General features: G+C 67.6%; 25 protein-coding genes and 1 pseudogene. 4 read left to right on the forward strand and 22 right to left on the reverse strand.

The window, feature by feature from the left end; translation table 11 throughout:
- Positions 1-20: 20 nt before the first annotated feature.
- The 15 genes and pseudogenes from ACAM49_RS22735 to ACAM49_RS22805 all read right to left on the reverse strand — a co-directional run bounded on the left by ACAM49_RS22735 (position 21) and on the right by ACAM49_RS22805 (position 12104).
- Complete coding sequence (locus ACAM49_RS22735) at positions 21-431, reverse strand: hypothetical protein (protein WP_369637594.1); 411 nt, start codon at positions 429-431, stop codon at positions 21-23.
- Between the two features lie 96 nt (positions 432-527).
- Positions 528-725: pseudogene (locus ACAM49_RS22740) on the reverse strand (hypothetical protein); the annotation flags it as partial.
- The gene (locus ACAM49_RS22745) at positions 665-1273 is read right to left on the reverse strand and encodes a hypothetical protein (protein WP_369637567.1); all 609 of its coding nucleotides are present in this window, start codon (positions 1271-1273) and stop codon (positions 665-667) included. The gene ACAM49_RS22745 and the pseudogene ACAM49_RS22740, both read right to left, overlap by 61 nt.
- A gap of 14 nt (positions 1274-1287) precedes the next feature.
- Positions 1288-2238 carry an MlaD family protein gene (locus ACAM49_RS22750; protein ID WP_369637568.1) on the reverse strand — a complete coding sequence of 317 codons (951 nt, stop codon included), beginning with the start codon at positions 2236-2238 and terminating at the stop codon, positions 1288-1290.
- Positions 2238-3245, reverse strand: a complete 1008-nt coding sequence (locus ACAM49_RS22755) for an MlaD family protein (RefSeq protein ID WP_369637569.1) — start codon at positions 3243-3245, stop codon at positions 2238-2240. Before ACAM49_RS22755 ends, ACAM49_RS22750 begins: the two co-directional genes overlap by 1 nt.
- Before the next feature lie 14 nt (positions 3246-3259).
- Positions 3260-4186 (reverse strand): MCE family protein, encoded by a 927-nt coding sequence (locus ACAM49_RS22760; protein WP_369637570.1) that lies wholly within the window; start codon positions 4184-4186, stop codon positions 3260-3262.
- Complete coding sequence (locus ACAM49_RS22765) at positions 4187-5200, reverse strand: MlaD family protein (protein ID WP_369637595.1); 1014 nt, start codon at positions 5198-5200, stop codon at positions 4187-4189.
- Positions 5200-6207: an MlaD family protein gene (locus ACAM49_RS22770; RefSeq protein ID WP_369637571.1), complete on the reverse strand. Its 1008-nt coding sequence runs from the start codon at positions 6205-6207 to the stop codon at positions 5200-5202. The genes ACAM49_RS22765 and ACAM49_RS22770 overlap by 1 nt, the downstream gene beginning before the upstream one ends.
- Positions 6204-7232 carry an MlaD family protein gene (locus ACAM49_RS22775; protein ID WP_369637572.1) on the reverse strand — a complete coding sequence of 343 codons (1029 nt, stop codon included), beginning with the start codon at positions 7230-7232 and terminating at the stop codon, positions 6204-6206. The genes ACAM49_RS22770 and ACAM49_RS22775 overlap by 4 nt, the downstream gene beginning before the upstream one ends.
- A 2-nt stretch (positions 7233-7234) precedes the next feature.
- Positions 7235-8104 carry an MlaE family ABC transporter permease gene (locus ACAM49_RS22780; RefSeq protein ID WP_369637573.1) on the reverse strand — a complete coding sequence of 290 codons (870 nt, stop codon included), beginning with the start codon at positions 8102-8104 and terminating at the stop codon, positions 7235-7237.
- Complete coding sequence (locus ACAM49_RS22785; RefSeq protein ID WP_245569089.1) at positions 8104-8901, reverse strand: ABC transporter permease; 798 nt, start codon at positions 8899-8901, stop codon at positions 8104-8106. Before ACAM49_RS22785 ends, ACAM49_RS22780 begins: the two co-directional genes overlap by 1 nt.
- Before the next feature lie 333 nt (positions 8902-9234).
- Complete coding sequence (locus ACAM49_RS22790; protein WP_369637574.1) at positions 9235-10509, reverse strand: NAD(P)/FAD-dependent oxidoreductase; 1275 nt, start codon at positions 10507-10509, stop codon at positions 9235-9237.
- Positions 10506-10691: a rubredoxin gene (locus ACAM49_RS22795; RefSeq protein ID WP_369637575.1), complete on the reverse strand. Its 186-nt coding sequence runs from the start codon at positions 10689-10691 to the stop codon at positions 10506-10508. Before ACAM49_RS22795 ends, ACAM49_RS22790 begins: the two co-directional genes overlap by 4 nt.
- Positions 10681-10872 (reverse strand): rubredoxin, encoded by a 192-nt coding sequence (locus ACAM49_RS22800; protein ID WP_369637576.1) that lies wholly within the window; start codon positions 10870-10872, stop codon positions 10681-10683. Before ACAM49_RS22800 ends, ACAM49_RS22795 begins: the two co-directional genes overlap by 11 nt.
- On the reverse strand, positions 10872-12104 hold the full coding sequence (locus tag ACAM49_RS22805) for an alkane 1-monooxygenase (RefSeq protein WP_369637577.1): 1233 nt from the start codon (positions 12102-12104) through the stop codon (positions 10872-10874). Before ACAM49_RS22805 ends, ACAM49_RS22800 begins: the two co-directional genes overlap by 1 nt.
- Before the next feature lie 93 nt (positions 12105-12197).
- Here ACAM49_RS22805 and ACAM49_RS22810 point away from each other — a divergent pair, with 93 nt between their 5' ends.
- Positions 12198-12854 (forward strand): TetR family transcriptional regulator, encoded by a 657-nt coding sequence (locus ACAM49_RS22810; RefSeq protein ID WP_369637578.1) that lies wholly within the window; start codon positions 12198-12200, stop codon positions 12852-12854.
- On the opposite strand, the gene ACAM49_RS22815 is transcribed toward ACAM49_RS22810, so the two are convergent.
- Positions 12855-14771, reverse strand: a complete 1917-nt coding sequence (locus ACAM49_RS22815; protein ID WP_369637596.1) for a GMC family oxidoreductase N-terminal domain-containing protein — start codon at positions 14769-14771, stop codon at positions 12855-12857.
- 228 nt (positions 14772-14999) lie between these two features.
- Here ACAM49_RS22815 and ACAM49_RS22820 point away from each other — a divergent pair, with 228 nt between their 5' ends.
- Positions 15000-15674: a respiratory nitrate reductase subunit gamma gene (locus tag ACAM49_RS22820; RefSeq protein WP_369637579.1), complete on the forward strand. Its 675-nt coding sequence runs from the start codon at positions 15000-15002 to the stop codon at positions 15672-15674.
- 80 nt (positions 15675-15754) lie between these two features.
- Positions 15755-18766 carry an alpha-mannosidase gene (locus ACAM49_RS22825; protein ID WP_369637580.1) on the forward strand — a complete coding sequence of 1004 codons (3012 nt, stop codon included), beginning with the start codon at positions 15755-15757 and terminating at the stop codon, positions 18764-18766.
- A 9-nt stretch (positions 18767-18775) separates the two neighbouring features.
- Here ACAM49_RS22825 and ACAM49_RS22830 read toward each other — a convergent pair whose 3' ends face one another.
- Entirely contained in the window at positions 18776-19564 is a 789-nt protein-coding gene (locus ACAM49_RS22830; RefSeq protein ID WP_369637581.1) for a TetR/AcrR family transcriptional regulator, read from the reverse strand.
- 110 nt (positions 19565-19674) lie between these two features.
- Here ACAM49_RS22830 and ACAM49_RS22835 point away from each other — a divergent pair, with 110 nt between their 5' ends.
- Positions 19675-20193 (forward strand): DUF1772 domain-containing protein, encoded by a 519-nt coding sequence (locus ACAM49_RS22835; protein WP_369637582.1) that lies wholly within the window; start codon positions 19675-19677, stop codon positions 20191-20193.
- Positions 20194-20243: 50 nt separating this feature from the next.
- On the opposite strand, the gene ACAM49_RS22840 is transcribed toward ACAM49_RS22835, so the two are convergent.
- The 5 genes from ACAM49_RS22840 to ACAM49_RS22860 form a co-directional block, all read right to left on the reverse strand.
- Positions 20244-21377, reverse strand: coding sequence for a mandelate racemase/muconate lactonizing enzyme family protein (locus tag ACAM49_RS22840; RefSeq protein ID WP_369637583.1), 1134 nt, complete (start codon positions 21375-21377; stop codon positions 20244-20246).
- Positions 21374-22753, reverse strand: a complete 1380-nt coding sequence (locus ACAM49_RS22845) for an aldehyde dehydrogenase family protein (protein WP_369637584.1) — start codon at positions 22751-22753, stop codon at positions 21374-21376. The genes ACAM49_RS22840 and ACAM49_RS22845 overlap by 4 nt, the downstream gene beginning before the upstream one ends.
- Positions 22750-23346: a thiamine pyrophosphate-dependent enzyme gene (locus tag ACAM49_RS22850; protein ID WP_369637585.1), complete on the reverse strand. Its 597-nt coding sequence runs from the start codon at positions 23344-23346 to the stop codon at positions 22750-22752. Before ACAM49_RS22850 ends, ACAM49_RS22845 begins: the two co-directional genes overlap by 4 nt.
- A gap of 1 nt (position 23347) precedes the next feature.
- Positions 23348-23890, reverse strand: coding sequence for a thiamine pyrophosphate-binding protein (locus tag ACAM49_RS22855; protein ID WP_369637586.1), 543 nt, complete (start codon positions 23888-23890; stop codon positions 23348-23350).
- Positions 23891-24025: 135 nt separating this feature from the next.
- The gene (locus ACAM49_RS22860; RefSeq protein WP_369637587.1) at positions 24026-24748 is read right to left on the reverse strand and encodes a GntR family transcriptional regulator; all 723 of its coding nucleotides are present in this window, start codon (positions 24746-24748) and stop codon (positions 24026-24028) included.
- Positions 24749-24785 lie beyond the last annotated feature (37 nt).

Raw genomic sequence — 24785 nt, forward strand, 5'->3', positions numbered from 1 at the left:
CGGGTCGGCGGCGAGGGGCGTCACGGCCGGGGGCTCCACGGGCGCAGGGTCTTGTCGACCAGGTCGAAGACGACGGTCATGCTGCGGTCGCGGATGGCGGGATTGCCCGCGCCCACCAGTTCCCGCATGATCCACGGGCCGACCATGGTGAGAATGGTGTGGCCCAGCACTTCCGGGTCGATATCGGGACGAATCCAACCTTCCTCCATGCCACGCGTCAGTTCTCCCGCGATGAGTGAGGCCGTCATCGACTCGAGGCCGAGCAGCCGGTGCGCCAGTTCCGGATCGATGGCACCCGCCTCGACGACGAGCAGCCGCAGCACCTGCGGCTCGCGCTCGAGCAGGTCGTAGAGGCGCTCGACCGCCGCGCGCACCACCGCCACCAGCTCGCCGACATCGCCCGCGGCGCCGAACACCAGGTGCAGTTCCATCGCCTCGGTCACCTTCTCGATGCCGAGATCGATGACGTGGTCCAGGATTTCGCGTTTGCTGCCGAAGTAGCGGTAGACGGTGCCCTGGCCGATTCCGGCGTGGGCGGCGACCTGGGAGATGGCGGTGGCCTCGTAGCCGTTGGCGGTGAAGACCTCGAAGGCGGCTTCGATGATCTGCCGGCGCCGCCGCGACGGGAGCTCGGTCTGCGGCGGCCGGCCGATGCGCTTCGAGACTATTTCGCGGCCCCGCCCTTCGCGCCGATGTCCTTGGGGCCGTAGTCGGTGACCAGCCAGTCGCCGCCGCTCTTGGCGACGGTGAGCACCAGCAGGTTCGGCACGGTGGCGGGATCCTGCTGCTGCACGTTCTGGGTCTTCTGGGTGGCGTAGACGGTGACCGTGTACTGGTCGTTGCCCTTGGCCTCCACCGAGGTGCCGACCACGTCGCCGGTGGCGACCACCTGGGCATCGGTCATGATCTTGGCGAGGGTGTCGTGGACCTGGGAGTACCTGTCGCGCAACGCGTCCGAGGTGCCGCGCTGCACACCGTCGAAGAAGGCGGGCAGGTTGCGGTAGTCGTAGGTGAGCGAGCGCAGGGTGTAGTCCCGGGCCACCTGGGCGGCCCGATCGCGGTCGGACTGCGCGGATTTCAGGGCGTCGTAGTCGTTGGCGGATCCGTGCCACAGCACCCCGAACACCACGGCCGCGATCGCGAAGAGCGCGGTGGCGGCGGCCAGGAACGGGTAGGCGCGTTCACCGAAGCCCTTGGCGGGCACCGCAACCTGCTCCGCGGCGGGTTCGGGCGTCTGTTCGGTCGGCTGCTCGATCGTCTCGGTCTCACTCATGGAATGCCTTCTCTCTAGCGCGGAGTCTCGATGGCCACGTGGGCGGCGCCGTCGCCGGGGAACACCGTGGCCAGCAGGTCCACGATCGATCCGGCGTCCACGCGAAGCGGTTTGATCGCGGTGGTGGCGGGTTTGAGGACGGTGGCGATATGGCTCAGATCGGGCCCGATCAGCTGCAGGTACTCGTTGATCTTGTTGACCAGCGGCCCGATCGGATCGTCGTAGATGTTCTCGCCGATGTAGGAGTAGTTCTGGAAGGCCGCGATGATGTGCAGCAGTTCCGGCAGCGCGGCGTCCATATCTCCGGCGGCCGCGGAGATGGTGGGTGCGCGCCCGTCGAACTTGTCGCCGAGGTTCTGCACATTGGAGTACAGGCGCGCGACGGCATCGCGTTTGTCGTGCAACATGTTCGCGGTATTGATCAGCGCGTGGGTCAGGTTGGCGACGTCGGCGTCGCGGCCCTCGAATCCGGCGGCCACGGTGGTCGCCAGGTTCTGCAGTTTGGCCGGATCCAGTTGCGCGGTCAGCGCGTCCAGCTTGGCCAGCGCGTCACCGACCGTGGTCGCGACCTTGACCTGCCGGTTCGGCACGATGCTGCCGTCGTGCAGGTACGGCCCGGCCGTCCCGGCGGGCCGGAAGTCGAGGAACTGCTCACCGGCCGCCGACAGGTTGGCGATCTGCACGACGCTGTCGACCGGAATCTTGTATTTGGCGTCGTATTCGAGGGTGACCGCCAGCCCGCGTCCGGTGGCGCCGATATCGCGAACCTTCCCGATCGGCAGACCCCGCAGCGTCACCTCGGAGGTCTTCATCAGACCGCCCGAACTGTCCAATAGCACTGTGACGGTGTTGTTCTCGCGGCGCGGATCGAGATTCAGCACGCCCACGGCCATATAGCTGCCGCAGACGAGGGTGAGCACCATCAGCAGAATCAGCGAAACCGGCCCGGAGAGTGAGAGTTTCATCAGGGCACCATCCCGATCGAACGCATAGTGGTGATGAGCTGATCGGCCTGCACATCCGCGGAGATCTTGCGCACCTTCACATCCGGTGACTGCAGGAAGGGAATGATCTTCTCCCGCAGCAGGGTGTGGAAGGTGTCGAGATTGGCCGCGAGGGTGAGGTCGGCGTATCCGGCCGTGACCGCGGTCGGCGCGAGAATCGACACGATGGACCGGAAGTCGCCGATGTGCGGCAGCAGCAGGTCACCGGCGTTCTTGGCCAGCGGCCCGCCGCTGATGATCAGATTGACCACGGCGAGCAGCACTTCCGACAGACCGGCGGCCCGGTCCGGCCCCAGGGTGAGGATCTGGTCCACCGCCCCGCGCCCGGATTCCAGCTTGGCCGTGATCTGCTGCGCCGAGAGGAGGATGCGGTTCAGATCGTCGGTGTGCGTGGCCATATCGTGCAGTGCCGCGCGGCCCGCCAGGTTGATCCGGTCCAGTTCCGCCGGGTCCGACGGGAATGCCGCGTTCACATCGGTGACCAGCTTCTGGATATCGCTCCAGCGGCCGCCGGTCATGATGTTCGACAGCGCCCGCAGAATGTCCTCGACATTCGTGGCGGGAATGGTCTGCGACACCGGAATCACATCGCCATTGATCAGGAACACCGAGGGCGCGTTCTTGGGTGCCTCCAGGGCGATGTGGATATCGCCGAGGATGGTGTCCTGCCGCAGTTCCGCTGTGGTGGCCTTGGGCAATTTCGCGTCGGTGTGCAGTTTCACCGTCGCCACCGCGGTGTTCCCGATCAGCTCGATATGGTCGAGCATGCCGATCTCGACACCATCGGCGATCACCTTGGCGCGGTCGGGCAGGTTGAGCACCGAGCCGAATTCGATGCGGACGGTGTAGGTGTCACCGCTGGGATAGGTGCCCGGAATCGGGATATCGGTCGCCTTCACACCGCATCCGGTCAGCACCAGGGTCGCCGCCGTGAGTACCGGCAGCAGTTTGATGGCTGTGCTCCTCAAAACTACAGCGCGCCTCATTTCGCACCCGCCTGCGGTAGCTGGGCGGCCAGCGGCGGCAGCACCGCGAGCAGCGAATTGATATCGCCCTGATGCTGCTGCACGAACGTATGCACCTGCGGCAGCAGGACATCCAGCAGACCGTAGATCTGCTGATCGTATTTGCCCGCGTTGCGGGCGATCACCGGCAGGAATTCGACCGCGACATCCACGGCCGTGGAGAATTCCGTCGAGAACTCCCCGATCAATTGCAGCCCGGCCCGCAGATTGTTCAGCACCTGGGCCATATCCGGCCAGTTGGTCACGAACATGGTGGTGAGCTGGTCGAGATTGTCCACCAGCCGCCGGAACACCGCGTCCTTCTGATTGGGATCCCCGATGGTCGCGGACAGCCGCTGCAGCAATTGATTCCACTGCTGCCCGGTCCCGTCGATGGCATTGTTGGCCGCGGTCAGCGTGTCGTCGAGCAGGGTGTCCGGCTTGCCGCCGGTCCCGCCGCCGGTGAGGTCACCGGCCAGCTTGCCCATGGCGTCGAGCGCCTCGCTGATGCCGATCGGTGTCTTGGTGCGTTGCAGCGGAATGCATTTCGACGTGTCGTATTGCGCCCCGCCGGTATACGGCTTGGTGAGCTCCACATGCCGGTCGGTCACAATGGAACTCGACATGGTGACGGCCTGGATGTCGGCCGGCAGTTTCACCGAATCCTTGACGTTCATGGTGACCCGCATGCGGTCGCCGAGCGCCTCGATCTTCGAGACGGTCCCGACCTCGACCCCGAGCATGGTCACGCTATTGCCCTCGTACAGCCCGACGGTATCGGTGAATTCGGCGCACAAGCTCTGCTTGGGATCGCGCACCGTATTCGCCCACGACACCCCGGCCACCCCGGCGGCCACCACCGCCACGGCGACCCCGGCGGCGAGTGCTGTTCTACCCCATCTCATTCAGCACGCCTTGCCTTCGTAGGGAATGCAGATCTGGACACCGGCGACCGGCTGATTCACCTTCACCTGATTGCCCAGCAACCCGTTGAGTTTGTCGATGACATCGCGCAGCCCGTTGATCACGGTGTCCACCTGATCCGGATTGGCGACAAGCTTGGAGAACAGCTGCTCGAACTGCGTCACCGACGGCTCGATGCTGTCGCCGTAGGCCATGATCGGGCGGTGCAGGATCACCAGCAGCCGCTTGAGCAGGTTGAACATGCTCACGATGTCGTCCTTGCGATTGCCGAGCTGATCGGCGACCTGGCCCAGCTGCCGCACGAAATCGGCCAGCAGCGCCTTGTCGTCGGCAATAGCGGCGACGTATTCGTCGGACACGTTCAGCGCCGTGTTCAGCTGATCGGTGCGCTGGGCGAGCAGCCCGGTCAGCTCGTTGGCATTGCCGATCACCCCGCGCAGCGCGTCGGGCTGCCCGGCCAGGGCCGTGTTCAGCTGCCCGATGGTGTCGCGCATGGTGCTCGCGTCCACCTTGCCGAAGATCGGGGTGCCCTTGTCGAGGATGTCGCTGAGTTCGAACGGCGTGGCCGTGCGCTCCGGCGGAATGTGCTTCGACCCCAGCGTCTTGTCACCGGCCGGGGCCAACGCGAGGTAGTGCCCGCCGATCGGGGTCAGCATCTTGACCTCGACCGCCGACCGATCCCCCACGCGCACATCGTGATTCACCGTGAAGGCGACCTCCACGTGATCCCCGACCAGATCCACACTGCGGATCTTGCCGACATTGATGCCCGCCACCCGCACCTCGTCGCCCGAGCGCGCGCCACCGGAGATCTTGAAGTCGGCCACATAGGTGCGCTGCCCGAACGGGATCACATACAGCGCCCCCGCGATGGTCAGCGCGATCACGCACACCACGACACCGGCCATGCCCCAGCGCAATTGGGTGTTCTGGTCGCCGCGCCCGGTGAGGACGTCGCGAATCAGCTCACCGACGTAGTTGATCAGTGCCCGCATCAGTTGCACACCACCAGGTTCTGTGTGGACAGGATGACGCCGACCGTCGCGGGCAGCGCCGCCTCACCATTGGTGCAGGTGATGCGCGGCTTGTAGCCCTGCCCGGGGACCGACTGGTTCAGCCCGGTCACCAACTGCGGTGTGATGGCCAGGATCTGGGTGAGCTGGTCGGTCTGCGGCACCAGCCGGCGCAGCAGACCGTCGATCGGCCCGTACCCCAGGTCGTAGGCGTCGCGGCCTTCCTCCAGGATCGGAACCATCGGCGCGAGCACGGCTTTCGCCGTATCGACCGCGTTGAGCATGGTCTGGGTCTTGGAGGTGAACTGGTGCAGGATGCCGGAGAGCTGTTCCACCAGATCACCGACCGCCTGGGATTTGCCGCCGATGGCGTCGGACACCATGCCCAGGTTGCGGATGAGCAGCACGATCACGGCCTCGCTGTTGCGGGCGTGCTTGGTGAGCGTGTCCACATCCGCGAGCACCGGCCCGATGCCCGATCCGTCGCCCTGGATGACGCGCAGCAGGTTGTTGCCGAACTGGTTGAGCTGCGCGGGATCCAGGGTGTCGAACATGGGCTTGAAGCCGTTGAACAGCTTGGACACATCGAAGCTGGGAATGGTCCGCTCCACCGGAATGGTCGCTCCGGCAGCCAGTTTCGCCCCGGCCTTGCCCTCGGTGAGCAGCTCGACGTACCGCTGCCCGATGAGGTTCTGATAGCGCACCGCGGCCTTGGTGTTGTCGTAGACCGGCCGGGTGTCGTCGACAGTGAAGTGCACGCGCGCCTTGGTGCCGTCCAGCGAGACGGTCTCGACCTTGCCGACTGCGACGCCGGACATGCGCACCGAGTCACCGGCGAAAAGCCCTGAGACATCGGTGAACACCGCGTCGTAGGCGACCTTGTCACCCGGTATCGGGGTGCGCAGCGCGGTCACGATGAAGGTCGTGCAGGCGGCCACGATCACCAGGAACACGGTGAGCTTGACCGCGGATTTGGTGATCTCGCTCATTTCGTCCCTCCCGCCAGCGAATCCGCCAGGTACGGCATGGTTTTGGCGATCAGCTCCAGCTGTAGCTGCACATGGCCGTCCACCACGGGCAGCGCCCCGTTCATGGCCTGCAGCAGATTCGGGACCCGGTTGTAGGCCGGGGCCACCGAGCCGATCGACACACTGATCGGCACCGCCAGATCCAGGATGGAGTCGAGGATCTTCTCCAGGTCCGGATTGTTCTGCTGCAGCAGGTTCGAAAGCCCCACCAGCACAGCGTCGTTCACGCCATTGGTGGATTTGTTGGTGCGCGCCCGGTTCTCCGGTTCGCCGAAGTAGGCGCTCTGTTCGAGCACCGCCAGCACGGCGTGCCCGGCCGAGGGCGTCAGATCCCGGAACGCGCCGGTCATATCCCCGCCGATGCGCAGGTAGTGCGCCAGGGTGTTCTGCTGCCCGTCGGCCAGGGTCCGCGCGGTCTCGAAGAACGACTGCAGGACCGGGCCCATGCTGGCGGCATTGTCGAGCAGCAGGTCGAAAAGCCGGCGCACCGACGCCGAATCCAGCACCTGGGTCAGCCGCGCCGCCCGCCGGAACACACCGGCCACGGTCGCGTTGGTGGCGTTCTCGCCGATCTGCAGGATGGTGTGTTCCCGCAGCTTCTTCCCGTCGGTGCCCGGCACCAATTCGATCGCGCTGGAGCCGAACACATTCGACGAGGTGAACCGCGCGGTCACATCGTCGGTGAGCGCGTCGGCCTGGCGTCGCTCGATCTCCAGATCGATGCGCTGATGCCCGTAGCCGACGGTCTCGACCCGCTTGACCGTGCCGATGGCATACCCGCGGAACTTGACCTCCGCGCCCGGCGCCAGCCCCTCACCCAGGGTCGCCGCGTCCACGGTGACCTCGAACTTGTCCGCGAAAGCGCCACGCGCATAGGAGCTCACGACAATCGTCACGGTGACGAGCACGACGGCGATCACCAGCCCCCGCAGCCGCAACATCCACGGTCCGGCGCTGCGCCCGGAATGATCCTTGAACACCGCCATGACTACCCCGAGATCCGGATGCCGACATCCAGGCCCCAGATCACGATCGTCAGGATCATGTCCAGGATGACCACCAGCACCAGGCTGGCGCGAATGGCGCGACCGGAGGCCCGGCCCACGCCCTCCGGCCCGCCCGAGGCGTAGAAGCCCTGGTAGCCGTGGATGAGAATGATTGCGACCACGAAGATCGTCGCCTTGAGCAGGGAGGCCAGCACATCGCTGGGTTGCAGGAAGGCGTCGAAATAGTGGTAGTAGGTGCCGGAGGACTGCCCGTGCAGCACGTTCACCACGGTCGCGCACGACAGGTACGACAGGATGAGGGTGAGCAGGTGCAGCGGCACGATGGTGATGACGCCCGCGATCACGCGGGTGGTCACCACGAACGGCATCGGCCGGATGCCGATGGCCTCGAGCGCGTCGATCTCCTCGGCGATGCGCATGGCCCCGATCTCGGCGGTCATGCGGCAACCTGCCTGTGCCGCAAAGCCGATGGCCGCCACCATGGGCGCCATCTCGCGGGTATTGGCGTAGGCGGAGACGAACCCGGTGAGCGGGCCCATGCCGACCATGTTCAGCGCGGTGAAACCCTCCACGCCGATGGAACCGCCGACCGCGATACCCAGGAACGCCAGCACCGCCACGGTGCCGCCGCCCACGATGATCGCCCCGGAGCCCCAGGTGATGTCGGAGAGGATGAGCATGGTCTGGCGCCGGTAGTACCGCAGCGTGTGCGGGATGGCGGCGAGCACCTCGAAGACGAAAGTCGCCTGGTGGCCCAGGGATTCGAAGACGCCGAGCGGCGCTTGCGCGCTGGAGCCGATCACCCGGCCCGCGTGGCCGAGCGGTGTGTATTTCGCGGGTACCTGGGTCATCAGCCCACCTGCGTCGGTAGGAACATCGAAACCAGCTGCGTGATCACCAGATTCACGCCGAAGGCCGCGATCACGCCGATCACCACCGCCGCGTTCACCGCATTGGCGACCCCGCGCGGACCGGCCGTGGCCTCGAGCCCGCGCTGACACGACACGATGAGCACGATCACCCCGAAGATGACCGCCTTCACGATGGCCACCCACAGATCGGCCATCTTGGCGAAGGCCGCGAACGCCGACAGATACGAGCCGGGCGTCACCCCCTGGAAGCCGACCGCGATCACATACCCTGTGAACACGCCCATGAAGATGATCAGCATGCACAGCAGCGGGGTGAGTGCGATCATGGCCGCCAGCCGCGGCGCGACCAGCCGGCGCACCGGGTCGATTCCCATGACGCGCAAGGCATCCACCTCGTCGCGAATGGTGCGCGCACCCAGATCCGACGCGATCGCCGATCCCGCGGCGCCGCCGAGCAGCAGCGCGGTCACCATGGGCGCGCCCTGCCGGATCACGCCGAGGCCGCCCGCCGCGCCCGAGACCGAGCTGGCGCCGACCTGCTGGGTCAGGCTCCCCACCTGCACCGCGACGATGACGCCGAACGGAACCGATACCAGCACAGCGGGAATCGCCGTCACGCTGACGATGAACCAGCCCTGCTGTAGCGTGTCACGCCACGGATGCCGAAGTTTGACGATGTCGACGACCAGGAAGCGGAACGCCGCGATCGCCAGCTGAATGGTGCGTCCGAATGTCCGCAGCCCGGAAAGTACGAATTCGATTGCCTGCCGTATCACCGGCTCCGGCCCCCGAACAGCCTTGTCGACCAATGTTCACCACCCCACAGCCCCACTGTTTGGTCGATGCCGACCGGCCCCTCTGCTGACCGGTTCCGACTGACCGAGACAGTAATACAGATTTCGGACTGACGTGTCAGTCTTCACGGAAATATCCGTGCGGTTGACAGGGGTCGGCGAGTCGGGGAAAGATGCGCGCGCCGCGCGAATAGCAGGGTCTACCAGCGGATTTCAGCAATGCCCCGGCAAATGCGAAATGCCACCGAACCGAGCGGGCGGTTCAGTGGCATTTCAAATTTTGCGAGCTGTTTGCTCAACTGCTGGCGGATGCCCTCATGACTGTCCGGACAGTGTGAGCGCCGCTGCGAGAGGGCGTGATTCGTCGGCGCAGGACTCGCGGTCGAGGACCGCACCGCGGGCCATCAGATCGCGAGCCGCGCGGAACTCGGCGGCCCGGCCGATAGCCACGACACCGCTCGAGCGTCCCTCGCGCAGACCGACCACCGTGGCGTCCCCGGACTCGACGCTACCGCGGACGATCTGCTCGTCAGCAGCTCGAATACTCCCCGCGAACTGGATGTTCCGCCCGTACTGCATGGACCAGCCCCATGCGATGTCCTCTGTCGCCCGCGGCTTGCCGAGCATCGACCGAGCGGCCGCCGCGCCCTGCGATTGCGCGCTGTTCCAATGCTCCTCGCGCCGATGCTCCCCCGCCGCCGGATCGAATCGGCTCGCGACATCGCCCGCCGCGTACACCCCGGCGGCCGACGTCCGATAGTGCTCATCCACCCGAATTCCGTCCGCGACAGCCAGTCCCGCGGCCTCGGCGAGCGAAGTGTCCGGGACAGATCCGATCGCGACCAGCGCAACACCCGCATTCCAGGCCCTGCCGTCGGCCGCCGCCGCGACCACTTGCTCACCGCCGTGCCCCAGGTGGGTCAGCAGGACATCGGTGTGGATCGCGACCCCGTTGTCCGCGTGCAGCTTCCGCACGAACTCACCCACCACCGGCGGCGCGACCCGCTCCAACGGCAATCCCGCCGCGTCCACCACCGTGACCTCGACCCCCAGCCCCCGCGCGGTTGCCGCGACCTCACACCCGATGAGCCCGGCCCCGACGATCAGCAGCGACCCGCCCTGCCCGATCGCCTCCCGCAAGACCTCCGCATCCGCCCGGCCACGCAGCGTCAGAATCCGCCCGCACCCACCTACGCCGCCGTAACTGCCACGGATAGTGGCACTTTCACCGTCGGGTGCGAGGCGCAATGTCCGGGGGCGGGCGCCGGTCGCGAGCAGCACACTGTCGTAGCCGATGGCCGTTCCGTCAGCGAGCCAGACCAGAGCGGGTCCGGGGTCGATGGACTCGACCCTGGCTCCCAGTCGCAACTCGATGTCGTGGATATGCCAGAAGTCGCTGGGCTGCAGCAGGGTTCGGCGATCCTCGACCGTGCCCGCGAGGATCTCTTTGGACACCATCGGGCGGCGGTAGGGCGGTTCGGGTTCCGCGCCGAGCAGCACGATCTCGCCGGTGTAGCCCTCGGTGCGCAGGGTGCGGGCGGCGGTGGCTCCCGCGACGCCCGCGCCCACGATGACAATGCGGCCGGTCACGCGCGGCTGACCTCGACCATCTCGAAATCGGATTTGGCCGCACCGCAATCCGGGCAGGACCAGTCGTCGGGGATGTCGTCCCAGCGGGTGCCGGGTTCGATGCCGTCCTCGGGCCAGCCCAGCGCCTCGTCGTATTCGAAGCCGCACTGCAGGCAGCGGAAGAGTTTGAAGTCAGTGTTCACGGCGGTGTCCTGTCGGGACGGAGGTAGGTTCGAAGTCGACCTTTTCGCGGACCCCGCAGTCGGGGCAGCACCAGTCGTCGGGAATGGCGGACCACGGGGTGCCCGCCCGGAAGCCTTCGCGCGGTGCGCCTTTGGCCTCGTCATAGACGTAATCGCAGATCGGGCAGCGGTAGGCCGACATCACGCCACCCCGTACTTCGCCAGCACGCGGGCGCGCTTGCGGGGCTGGATGTTCACGCGGGTGATGTCGCCCGAGTAGTGGTCGAGCACGCGGTGATCCATCACCCGGCGCCACAGTGGCGGGAAGTATGCCAGCGAGATCATGCTGGCGTAGCCGCTGGGCAGGTTCGGCGCGCCGTCCATGCTGCGCAGGATCTGGTAGCGGCGAGTGGGATTCGCGTGATGATCGCTGTGCCGCTGCAGGTGGTAGAGGAAGATGTTCGTGACGATGTGGTCGGAATTCCAGCTGTGCTCGGGAGTGCAGCGCTCGTAGCGGCCCGACGCCAGCTTCTGCCGCATCAGCCCGTAGTGCTCGAGATAGTTGACCGTCTCCAGCAGCGTGAATCCGTAGATCGCCTGGATCACCAGCCAGGGCAGCACCGCCGGGCCGAACACCGCGACCAGCGCGCCCCACAGCACCACCGACATCAGCCAGGCGTTGAGCACGTCATTGCGAATCGTCCACGGCCGCTTGCCCAGCCGCTCCAGGCGCTTGGCCTCGAGCTCCCACGACGAGCGCAGGCTCCCCCACACGCTGCGCGGCAGGAACGCCCAGAAGGTCTCGGCGAAGCGGGCGCTGGCCGGATCCTCCGGGGTGGCGACGCGCACGTGGTGCCCGCGGTTGTGCTCGATGTAGAAGTGCCCGTAGAACGTCTGGGCCAGCGTGATTTTCGACAGCCAGCGCTCGAGTTCGTCCTTCTTGTGGCCGAGTTCGTGCGCGGTATTGATGCCGACGCCGCCCATCACGCCCATGCTCAGGGCCAGCCCGAGCTTGGAGATCAGGCCGAGGCCGCCGTCGATGCCCAGCCAGGACAGGTCGCTCGCCGTCCAGAGATAGCAGGCGGCGGCGAGGCTCAGCAGCTGGAACGGGATGTAGGCGTAGGTGCAGTACCGGTAGTACTTGTCGTTCTCCAGATACTCCATCACCTCATCGGGCGGGTTCTGGCCGTCCGGGCCGAAGAAGCGGTCCAGCGCCGGCAGCAGTCCGTAGACCAGTAGCGGGCCGATCCACCAGAAGACCGGCGATATGGCCGACCACCCGATTTCATTGAATGCCCAGATCAGGGCGACTGCGAGGAAGAGGGCGGTCGGCGGGACCAGGCCGAACAACCAGAGATAGCGCTTGCGATCGCGCCACTGCGGGCGCGCGGACGATTCCGTCGTCGCCGATTCTCGGCTGCGAGACGTCGTCATTGCCGTACTCCTAGCGTTTACACTTTTCGTAGAACTGTATTCATTAGATACAGAGTGAAGCAGTCTGTCAACGACAGGACGAAAGGCGAGCTCATGTACGATCGGGGCGTGCTCGAGACGCCGAACTTCCAGACCGAGATGCGGCAGCTGCTGCGCGAGCGGATCATCGACGCGGGCCGGCGCATCGTCGTCACCGAGGGCTGGGGTGCGGTGAACATGTCGCGGCTGGCCAAGGAGGTGGGCGTCAGCCGCCCGGTGCTCTACAAGGAGTTCGCCAACAAGCACGAGCTGGCCGAGGTGGTGATCCGGCAGGAGGTCGACACCTTCCTGGTGGGAATCGCCGGGAGCCTGGCCGCGCATCCGACCGATGTGGCAGCGGGGTTTACCGAAGCGGTCGAGTACACGCTGCGAACGGGCGCCGACAACACTTTGCTCAAGGCGGTGCTGGCCGGACGGTCGGCGACCGACACCGCCCTGCTGCCGGTGCTGATGACCGAGACCGAGCCCGTGCTCGGGCGCGCGATCACCGCGTTGACGGCCGCCATCCGCGCGCAGTACGGGCTCGCGGAGATGAGCGATGCCGAATTGGGTTCGATGACCGAGGTGCTGGTGCGGCTGGCATTGAGCCATCTGTTCCAGCCGACCGGACCGATCGATCGAGCGGTCGAGCAGATTCGGCTGGTGATCGTGAGCGCGTTCGGCGCGGCGTTGGAATCAGTGTCCGAAAACGCCGCGCCGCAACGCGATTAGCTACTTCAGCGACGCGGCCAGGCGGGTCGCGTTCATGTGGGCGATGGCCTCGATGCTGACCATCGGATTGACGCCCGACGCCGTCGGGAAGCACGAGCCGTCGGCCACCACGATATTGGGGACATCCCAGGTCGCGCCGTCGGGATCGGTCGCCGAATCCGTGGGTGAACCGCCCATGCGGGCCGAGCCCATGATGTGCAGCGCGCCCATCGCGCACCGGCCCGGCGCGTATCCGGCCGCCTCGGCCCGCGCCGCGAACTCCTCGTGCGAGCCGCTGACGCCGGGTTCGTAGCCGACCCCGGCCTGATGGCCGGAGAAGATGCGCTGCGCGCCCGCCGCCTCCAGAATGCTTGCGGCATTGACGATTCCGGTGTGCATGTGGGCGGCGTCGCGGGCCGAGAGGCGGTAGTTCACCACCGCCTCGCCCTTGCGGTCGGTCTCGACCGAACCGTGGTCGCGGTCGCGGGTGATGATGCCGACGGCGACGGTATTGGCCAGCTTCAGCATGCGCTCGTGGTGGGCGCCCGCGCCGGTCCACGCCTGGAAGCCGACCGACATGCCCGGGGTCATGGGGCCGGTCTCGTAGATGACGCCGTAGCCCTTGCCGTCGAGATCGCGGTCCTGCTTGGAGTAGCGGGTCTGCAGGCCGCCCTCCCACGGGCGGATCTCCTCGTCGAAGACGCCGAAAACCGCGGTGGCCGGATGCAATCGGAGGTAGTCGCCGATATTGCGGTTGGCCAGGCCCGAGCGTCGCAGCAGCGCGGGGGTCTGGATCGCCCCGGCCGCGACGACCACCGCGCGGGCCCGCACGGAGATCGAATGCCCCCGGGCCGTCACGGCTTCCACGCCCGTGGCCTTGCCGTTCTCGACCACGATGCAGCGCACATCGGTCCCGACGTAGAGCCGCGCGCCGTGCTCGACTGCGTCGGCCAGCCAGGTCTTGACCACGGACTGCTTGGCGCCGACCCGGCAGCCGAATCCGCAACGGCCGCACTCGATCCCGGCGTCGCAGGCGTCGCCGACATTGCGGGGCAACGGCTCCACGTGCCAATCGAGTTTGCGCAGACCGCGTTCGAGGATCTCGTCGCGGTGCGAGGCCGGGGAGTGGTCGGTGTTGACGCCGAGCCGGGCGACCACCGCGTCGAGGGCATCGGTGTACTCCTGGTCGGCGAACTGCTTCGCGCCGACGGCGGCCCATTCCTCGCGGACGTCGTCGGGCGTGCGGAAGGAGGTGGTCCAGTTGACCACCGTGCCGCCGCCCAGCGCGGTTCCGGCCACCAGGCCCAGCTGCCCCTCGGCGGTCGCGGCGGGTCCCGGCGCGTACAGCCGCAGGAACCCCTCCTTCTCCCCGATGCCGAAATCCGGGTCGTCGAGGTACTCCCCGCGTTCCAGCACAACGACATCCAGCCCGGCCTGCGCCAGCACCGCCGCGGCCGTCCCGCCGCCCGCACCCGAGCCGATGACCACCACATCGCACGACACGGCGGTGTCCGCGGTCGGCCGCTCCGGGCTCAACCCGCGCTTCGCGCCTTCCACCGGCCCGAACGCGGGCGGCACCCCCATCCGTTCCCACACCGGATTGACCCCGGTCGGCCCCGGCGTCAGGTAATAGGAGGTGACCGCCGCCCCCTTCAACGCCTGAAACAGCGCCCGTTTCTTCTCGATCCGCGAGTTGGCCATCCCCAACAGCCACCGCTCCCGCTCCGCGGCACTCAACCGCGAGAACTTCTTGAAGCCCGCCCCGTTGATCAACCCGAACAGCCGCGAATCCCACACCCGCATCAACAGTTCGAACTGCTTGCGCTCCGCCTCGCGCGGATTGCGCCCGAGCAACTCCCGCACGGTATCGGCCACCCCCAACTCCGAGGCCGACAACAACTCACCCCCGTCCCCCGGTGTAAAAGCATCACAAATCATCCCGAGTGCGGCACTCCCCGCCGCGTCTGAAGCCATGCCGCCATCATGGCCCACCCGCCCGCGCCTGTCCCGCCAATTGCGGCGCGCCGCCCTCACTTGCCGAAATCTCCGACGCCGTCGGCCTCGAGGACGAATCCGGAGATTGGCACGATTCGGCACTTCACCGCACCGCGTGGCCGTGCGACAGTGGTCCGCACCTGAGGCGGATGACTGGGATGGCGGGCGAAGATGGTCGCGTTGTGGGTGGTGTTGCCCTATGCGTGTGTCGTGTCGTGCGGGGTCGGGCACGTGTGGCGATATCGGCGCGACGGGTTTCTCGGGTATCTGTATGGGCCGCATGTGGATCGGTTGCAGCGATTCGGGATCGCGGCGCTGCGGGCCGGGATACCGGCGCTGTTCGTGGTGCGGGTCGTCGAAATGCTGGTGTCGGGACCGCATTCGCGGCCCGAGGCCGGGATCGCGACCGTGCTCATGGCGGTGCAGTTGCTCGCGTGCCCGCTCACCATCACCGGTGCGGCGCTGCTGCTGATTCCGCCCTTGATCGCCGCCGAGGTTCGCCACCGGGTCACGCCGCTGGATCGGATCACCCTGCCGCTGTTGGTCGCGGCACTGGTCTCGGCCGTACTGGTCGCCTTCGACGCGCAATCCGCCGCCGGGCACTATCGCACCGCCGAAACGCTTTTCGTCTGGGCGCGTTCGCTGCTCACCCTGCATCCGGCCCCCGAGGTCATGGTGCACGCCCCCGCGATCTACCAAGCGCGCGGCCTGATCGTCATGCTGCTCATCGCCGTCTGGCCCTACACCCGGCTGGCCGGCATCCTCACCGTCCCGGCCCTGCGCCTGCTGCGCCAGCTCGATCGCGGCCAGGCCGCCGCGCGCTATCCTTCCGCCCCGATCGTCTAGCCGGGCGCTAGAGTCTGACGCCGAGCGTTTCGCGAGCCCGCCCGTGTCTTTCATGTACACAGCTGAGGGGAGCCACCGTCATGCACGACGATCGCCGGTTGATCGAGGGTCGGCTCGGGCGCGTGCTCGGGGGGCGGATAGCCCCGGCGATCTATCGGGAGTCGGTGCCGCTGCGGGCGTCGATGTGGGTCGCTCCGGGTGAACCGGTCAGTGTGGCCGAGGGATTGGCCGCGCCGCGTACGCCGGTGGAACCGGGGGCGCGCTGGGGTGCGCCGTGGAGTACCAGTTGGCTCACGGTCGAGGGGACGGTGCCGCCGGAGTGGGCGGGCAAGATCGTCGAGGCGATCATCGATCTCGGGTTCGACGGCGGGATGACCGGATTCCAGTGCGAGGGACTGGTGTACCGGCCCGACGGGTCGCCGGTGAAGGGGCTGCATCCGCAGAACAAGTGGGTGCGGATCGCGACGCCCGCGGTCGGCGGCGAGCGGGTGCTGTTCCATGTCGAGGCCGCGGCGAATCCGGTGATCCCGTTCTTCGGGCCGACCGCGCTCGGCGACAAGGACACCGCCGGGCCCGAGCCGCAATACCGTTTGGGCCGAATGGATCTGGTGGTCTTCGACGAGACCGTCTGGGAACTCGTCCAGGATCTCGAGGTGCTCGGCGAGCTCATGCACGAGATGCCGGAGGATCCCGCGCGGCGCTACGACATCGTGCGCGCCATCGAACGCGCGCTGGACGCCGTCGATCTGCGCGATGTCAACGGCACCGCCGCCGCGGCCCGGGAATGCCTGACCGAGGTGCTGGCCCGGCCCGCCATCGGCTCCGCGCACCGCGTCTCCGCGGTCGGCCACGCGCACATCGACACCGCCTGGCTCTGGCCGCTGCGCGAGACCGTCCGCAAGGTGGCGCGCACCGCGGCGAACATGACCTCGCTGCTGGACGAGGAGCCGGACTTCATCTTCACCATGTCCCAAGCGGCGCAATACGATTTCCTCAAACAGCACCGGCCCGAGGTGTACTCGCGCGTCAAGGAGGCGGTCGCGGAGGGCCGGTTCGTGCCCGCCGGTGGCATGTGGGTGGAGTCGGATACCAACATGCCCGGCTCCGAGGCGATGGCGCGGCAGTTCGTGCACGGCAAGCGCTTCTTCCTCGAGGAGTTCGGGATCGACAACGAGGAGGCGTGGCTGCCCGACACCTTCGGGTTCGCCGCCGGGCTGCCGCAGATCATCAAGGCGGCCGGATCGAAATGGCTCCTGACGCAGAAGATCTCGTGGAGTCAGACCAATACGTTCCCGCACCACACGTTCCTGTGGGAGGGCATCGACGGGACCCGGATCTTCACCCACTTCCCGCCCGTCGACACCTACAACTGTTCGATGCAGGGGCGCGAGATCGCCCACGCGGCACGCAATTTCAAGGAGAAGGGCCGCGCCTCGCGCTCGCTCGCCCCGACCGGCTGGGGTGACGGCGGCGGCGGGACCACCCGGGAGATGGTCGCCAAGGCCGCCCGCATGCGCGACCTCGAGGGCTCCCCGACGGTGGTGTGGGAGACCCCCGCCGAGTTCTTCCGCGCCGCCGAGGCCGAGTACCCGACTCCGGCGGTGTGGGTGGGCGAGCTCTATCTGGAGCTGCATCGCGCGACCCTGACCAGCCAGGCCAAGACCAAGCAGGGCAATCGACGCAGTGAGCATCTGCTGCGCGAGGCCGAACTGTGGGCGGCCACCGCGGCGGTGCGGGCGGGTCTCGACTATCCGTACGCGGAGCTGGACCGGATCTGGAAGACGGTGCTGCTGCACCAGTTCCACGACATCCTGCCGGGCTCCTCGATCGCGTGGGTGCACCGGGAGGCGCGACAGACCTACGCGACGGTGGCCGCGGAACTGTCTTCGATCATCGAGCGAGCGCAGTGGACGCTCGGCGGTGCCGCCTCCGGACAAAATGTCTTCAACGCGGCCCCGCATGCGTGGCGCGGGATCCCCGCCGGCGGGGCCGGGCCCGAGGACACCGGCCGGGCCTGCTCGATCACCGAGCGCGCCGACGGCGGATTCGTCCTCGCCAACGAGGTGCTGCGCGTCGAGATCGACGCCCGTGGCCTCATCGTCTCGATGCTCGACCTCGAACACGATCGCGAGACCCTGCCGCCCGGCTCCCCCGCGAATCTGCTGCAGCTGCACCAGGATCTGCCGAACTCCTGGGACGCCTGGGACGTCGACCTGTTCTACCGCAACCGCGTCACCGACCTGACCGGCATCGATTTCCTTGCGGCGGAACCGGATTCACCGTCGGTCACGGTCCGCCTGGGCCGCAGCTTCGGCTCCTCGACCGTCGAGCAGACCCTCACCCTGCGCCCCGGCGCCCGCGCCCTCGACATCGCCACCACCGTCGACTGGCACGAGACCGAGAAATTCCTGAAACTGGCCTTCCCCCTCGACATTCACGCCGACCGCTACGCCGCCGAAACCCAGTTCGGCCACCTCTACCGGCCCACGCACACCAACACCAGCTGGGAATACGCGAAATTCGAGGCCTGCAACCACCGCTTCCTGCACCTGACCGAACCGGGCTGGGGCGTGGCGCTGGTCAACGATTCCACCTACGGGCACGACCTCACCCGCACCGTCCGCCCCGACGGCGGCACGACGGTCACGGTCCGCGCCTCGCTGCTGCGCGCGCCCCAATTCCCCGATCCCCAAACCGATCACGGCACACACACCTTCCACCATAGCGTGATCGCGGGCGCCTCGATCACCGATGCCGTGCGGGAGGGCTATCGAATCAACCTGCCGCCCTTCACCCCCGGCGTCGCCGAGCCGGTCACTCCCCTGTTCACCGTCGACAACGATGACGTGGTGACCAGCGCGGTCAAGCTCGCGGACGACGGCTCCGGCGATGTGGTCATCCGCGTCTACGAGGCCGCAGGCGCCCGCACCTCGGCGCTGCTGACCCCCGGATTCCCCACCACCGGTCACACCCGCTGCGATCTGCTGGAGCGCGCGCGGCCCGCCGACGACGCCGCGACGCCCGAGGAGCGCGGAATCCGATTGCGCCTGCGCCCTTTCCAGCTGATCACCCTGCGCTTCACCCGCGGCTGACCGCGCCCGTCAGTGGGTGTCGAGCGCGGCGGACGCCGTGGTCGCCTCGATCCCGCGGATCAGCACCTCCAGCCCGAAGATGAAATTGGCCTCCGCCGGATCCACGGGCGTGGCGGTCGCCGGGGCCGCGGCGGTATCGAACGTCCCGGACGAGAACAGTTCGGCCGCATCGGGATACCGGTCCGGGGTGACCAGCCGGGCCATCTCGCGCCCGTATCGCTGCGCCGCCAGCGCCGGATCGACACCGCCGGACTGCCGCCACCCCTGCTCGAGCTGCTGGGCCATCCGCGCGGAGGTGTTCACATACCCGCTGACCAGGGTGAGGATGCCGACCTTGGTCATGCGGTCGAGCGGGAGCGGGCGCATGGCCCGCAGCCCGGCGTCCATCCACGCCATGGCATTCGGGCCGCGCGGCGGGCTCGAGGTCGGCAGATCGGCGAGCCAGCGATGCTCCTGGTAGGCCCGCCACAGTCCGCGCGCCCACCGCTGCAAGCCCTCGTTCCAGGATCCGGCCGCACCCGCGTCGATGTATTCGACGGCAAAGGCGCTGTCGCCCATGAGGATCAGTAGCTCGTCCTTGGATCCGACATAGCGGTACAGCGACATGCCGGTCACGCCGAGCGTCTCCCCTATCTTGGGCAGGGTGACGCCCGCCAGCCCGTGTGCGTCGGCCATCGCGACGGCGGTCCGCACCACCCGTTCCACATCCAGGCCCGCGGGACGTCCCAGGCGCGAACCGGAACCGGTGGGTCGCCGCCACAACCGTGCCAGATCCTCCGGCAGCTCCGCGTCCGTCATGCCCGCGACCTCCTGGTTGTCTACGAAATTCATACTATACAGCGACATACTTTGTCTTCTATAGTTTGTCTGTCATAGAAACTCGGAGCAGATCCGAAAAGAGAACCGTCATGACAACAACCCGAGGCACTCTGCCCGGCGTCATCGCCCTCCTGGTCGCCCTGATCTCCACCGCGCTGCTGGCGGGCGTGTACTACGCCTACGCCACCTCGGTCATGCTCGCGCTGCACAAGTTCGACGACAAGACCTTCGTGGAAGTCTTCAACAAGATCAATGTCGTGATCGTGAATCCGGCCTTCATGCTCAGTTTCCTGGGCTCGGTCGTCTTCTCGATCATCGCCGCCCTGTTCTTCCTGCGCGGCGACTACCGCCCGATCCTGCTGTGGATCATCGTGGCGGTCGTCCTGAACATCCTCAGCCTGGCCATCAGCGGCATCTTCAATATCCCGTTGAACAACGATCTCGCCACCGCCGACAACGCCGTCGGCACGCCCGACTACGCCGGACTGCGCGACCACTTCGAAACCGCTTGGGTTGCCTGGAATCTCGTCCGCGGGCTGGTCAATACGGCCGCCGTCGGGGTCCTGGGCTGGGCCCTGGTGCAATACGGCCGAATCACCTCGGCCTGATCACATCGAGCCCGTGCCGCACCCGCAGATCGGGTGCGGCACCACCGTGTTCAGCCCATGAGTTCGTACTTGGTGACCATCTCGGGGTCGAAGACCAGGCCCAGGCCGGGGCGGTCGGGGACGTGGAGTCGGTTGCCGGAGTAGTGCAGACGGGACTCGGGCGTCAGGAGACGTTCGAAGTTGTAGATGCCCTTCTCGGCGGCGAAGTACTCGACCACGAGGGCGTTGGGGATGGCGGCGCAGAGGTGGACGTGGAGGTTGTGGTGCCAGTGCGGAGCCATCTGGAGGCCGAAAGAGGCGGCGGTGGCCGCGATTCGGAGCCATTCGGTGATGCCGCCCGCGACGCCCGCATCGCATTGCAGGATCGGGATCGACGCCTCGATCAGCGGGCGGAATTCCCAACGGGTCTGGTGAATCTCACCGGTGGCCACCGGGGTGCGGATGGCCCAGGAGAGTTCGGCGTGGCCCGCGATGGATTCCGGGGAGAGCGGTTCCTCGAACCACCACAGGGGGCGGTCTCCGGCGGCGCGCTCGAAAGCCTGGATGGCGGTGCGGGCTTCGGCCACGGAGCGGTAGGCATTGTTGGCGTCCAGGGCGAGTCGTCCGGTGTCGCCGATGGTTTCGACGGCGGCGGCGACGCGGCGGGCGTCCTCGGGGATGGACAGGCCGCCGACCTTGATCTTGTGGTCGGTGAAGCCCTGGGCGGCATTGAATTCGATCTCGCGGATCACGGCCTCGGTCCAGGAGCCCTCGCCGGGCCGGTAGTAGCCGCCGGAGGCGTAGGCGGGCAGCGGGTCGGTGGAGCCGCCGAGGAAACTCGCCAGGGGTAGTCCGGCGCGGGTGGCGCGCAGGTCCCACAGGGCGATGTCCAGGGCGGACAGCGCGCGGATCACGGTGCCGCGGCGGCCTTCCAGCAGGGTTTCCTGATAGGCGCGCTCCCACAGGCCCGTCACGTCGTTCTCGTCCGCGCCGAGGTAGACCGGGGCGAGCAGGTCGTCGAGGGCGAGCTTGGCCAGCAGGCCCGCGCCGGTTCCGGCGTAGGTGTAGCCGACGCCGGTGTGGCCGTCGGAGGTGGCCACCTCGACCAGCAGGTAGTGGCGAACGTTCAACTCGCGGTTCGACATTCGGGTCGGCTGGTCGACCGGGACCGCGACCGCGCGGGCCCGGATGCTGGTGATGGTCACGAGGGACTCCCGGGGGTCGAGGCGCTGCGCACCGTCTGGACATTGGCGAATTCGGTGACGCCGTAATGGCTGAGCTCGCGGCCGTAGCCGCTGGCCTTGACGCCGCCGACGGGCAATCGGGGGTCGGATTCGGAGATGCGGTTCACGAACACCGATCCGGTGTGCAGGCGGCGCGCCAAGCGGTCGATGGCCTCGCGGTCGGTGCCCCAGATGGAGCAGCTCAACCCGTACACCGAATCCTCGGCGGCCGCGAGCGCCGCCTCCTCGGAGGTCACCGCGAGCACCGCGCCCAGCGGGCCGAAGGTCTCCTCGCGGAAGGCCGCCGAATAGGTGTCGCGCACCTGCACCAGGGTGGGCGGGAACCACGCGCCCGCACGTTTGTCGGCCTTGCCGCCGAACAGGATTCGCGCCCCGGAGGCCACCGTCACGTCCAGCTGCCGCCGCAATTCGTCGCGCAGATCCACGCGCGCCATGGGTCCGACGTCGGTCCCGGCCTCGGTGGGCGCGCCGTAGGCGAGCTTGCCCAGCTCGGTCACCATGGCCTCGACGAACTCCCCGAAGATGCCGCGCTGCACGATGATTCGCTTGGCGGCGATGCAGCTCTGCCCGGTATTGAGGAATCGCGAGCGCACCGCGGCGGCCGCGGCGGCGGACACGTCGGCGTCGTCGAGCACGATGAACGGATCCGAACCGCCCAGCTCCAGCACCGATTTCTTGACCGCCCGCCCGGCGGTCGCCGCCACCAGCGCACCCACCCGATTGCTCCCGGTGAACGCCACCCCGGCGATGATCGGATGCTCGATGAGCGGCGCCACCCGATGCGGCGGCAGCACCACGTGGGTGAGCACCCCGTAGCCGAAGGTCTCGTCGAACAGCGACTGCAGCACCTTGGCGCAGCCGGTCACATTGTCGGCGTGCTTGAGCACCACCGAGTTCCCCACCGCGACGGCGGGCAGCATCGCCCGGATCACCTGCCAGAACGGGTAGTTCCACGGCATCACCGCCAGCAGCACCCCCAGCGGGCGCAACCGCACCTCCGCGGTATCGGGCGAGACGTCGACCCGGTGCGGGGTGAGCAGCTCGGCCATGTGGTCGGCGTAGTAGTCGCAGACCAGCGCGCATTTGTCGATCTCGGCCCAGGCCTGGGTGATCGGCTTGCCCATCTCGACGGTGATGAGCAGCGCGAGATCCTCACGGCGCGAGCGCAACAGCTCCGCCAGCACCCGGAAATCCCGGGCCCGCTCCTCGATCGAGCGCTCGCCATTGATCCGCACCGCGGATTGCGCACGCCGCAACCGCAATTCGAGCTCGCGATCGGAGGTGAACCGGTAGGTGTCGAGGGTGCGTCCGGTGGTCGGATCGACGGTCCCGATCACAGCGCCACCTCCGCCGGTGACTCGATCCGGGCGCGCAGCCAGTCCTGGAAGCGGCGGCCGATGACCACCGGATCCTCCAGCAGCTTGGGCACATTCGCCGCATTGCCCACCTCGATGTGCGCGTGCACCAGCACCGGGCCCGGCAGTTCGCGGGCCAGGCTGAGCGCGGCGGCCAGTTCCTCCGGATCGGCCGCGCGATGCACGATCCAGCCGCTGGCCTCGGCGAGCAGCCCGAGGTCGATGTCGTCGGAGTAGGTCGGCAGATTCGCCGTCGCGCCGTAGACGGCATTGTCCAGCAGCACCATCACCAGCTTGTCCGGCCGCAGAAACCCGCCCGTGGGAAGCACATTCGGGTTCATCAGCAGGGAGCCGTCGCCTTCGACGGCGATCACCTTCGGCACCGGGGTATCGGCCAGGCCGAGCGCGATCCCGGTCGCCACCGATCCGGCCAGACCCATGGAGTCGAGTAGATACAGATGATTCGGGCGGTCCGCGACCGCCGCCAGCTCGCGGCTCGAGGCGGCGCAGGTGACCACCACCGGCAACTCGGCGGTGAGGTCGGCCACGACCCGGAGAGCATCGATGCGTCGCACGTCAGGCCGCCTCTCCGTCGGTGTTCCAGAAGTGGGCGAGCACGATGGAAGGCCGGAAGGTCATGCGCGCGTGCGTCCCCGCCTCGGTCACCACCGCCTCCCAGTCCGAAGCCGCACTGCGCCTGTCGATTTCGAATACCTGCATACCCAGGTCGCGCAGCAGCGCGGGCGCGTGCTGGCTGAAGGTGTGGATCATCGAGTTGTACTCCCCCAGCCCACCCCGGGTGTTCGCCACGATCAGCAGCGGCAGGTGATAGGCGGTGTTGAATGTGGTGAGAGCGGTCAGCGCGTTGCCGAAACCGTTGTCCTGCATGACGATCGCACCGAACTTCCCGGCCAGCGGCAGCGCGCCCAGCACGCCCGCCGCCTCCTCCTCGCGGGAGAGCGGGAAGACGGTGCGCGAGCGGCCGTCCGCGCCACCGCTGGTGTCCACGAGCGCGGCGATGACGGGTGCGACACTGACCGAGGGCACGTATCCGACCAGATCGACCTGCGCCGCCCAGATCCCCCGCGCGACCGACGCCGCATACGAATTGGGGTCCACAGCATGTCCTTTCACAGGGACCAACTGCCGAGTGGCAGTTCAATAATCATTCACAACATACTAATGAAGACGAGTAGCATGCAACTGGTTGCCAGAAGTCAGCTGGAGCTCACCGGACAGGGGAAACGGAGGGGCTCAGTAGATGATCTGCTCACCCTCGGGGACCGATACCGACACCCAGCGCCGCCATTCGGCCACCAGGCCGCGATCGTTGTCGCTGCTGTGCGCGACCAGCAGATCCCCCGAGCGCACCAGGTGCTTGCGCATGGCCCGCTCGGCCCCGAGGCCGTCGCGCTTGCGCAGCGCGTCGATGATGTCCCAGTGATCGCGCAGCGCGGTCTCGACCGGCTGATAGCGCGGCACGCTGTGCCGGCCGTCCAGGGTCAGGGTCTGGCGCAGCTCGCGAACGGTCTTGGCCAGCCGCTGATTTCCGCTGGCCGCCAGGATCAGATCGTGCAGCCGCTCGTCGGCGGCGAAGTACTCCGCGCCGCCGTCGGCCAGCCGCTCCATGATGCGGTACTCGGCCAGCATGGCCTCGTCGTCGCGGGAGGTCATGACCACCGCGGCACTGCGACACGCGGGCGGTTCCAACAGCACTCGCATGCTGCACAGGTCCACGATGCCGCGCCCGTCCTGCCCGACCACCCGGGCGCCGCGATTGCGCTCGATGCGCACCAGGCCCAGATCGGCCAGCTTCAGCAGCGCCTCGCGCACGGGAGTCCTTGACGCGCCGAACATTTCGCCCAGCTCCCGCGAGGAGTAGAGCACGCCGCGCTCCAGCCGACCCTGCCGGATGGCATCGCGGATCTCCTCGGCGATCACCTCGGCTTTGCTGTCAGCGGGCACATCCTGCGACACGAGACCTCTTCGGGAGCGAGCGACGGCGAACCGCCCG

This window comes from Nocardia sp. JMUB6875, assembly GCF_041154655.1.
In the GTDB taxonomy this organism is placed as follows: domain Bacteria; phylum Actinomycetota; class Actinomycetes; order Mycobacteriales; family Mycobacteriaceae; genus Nocardia.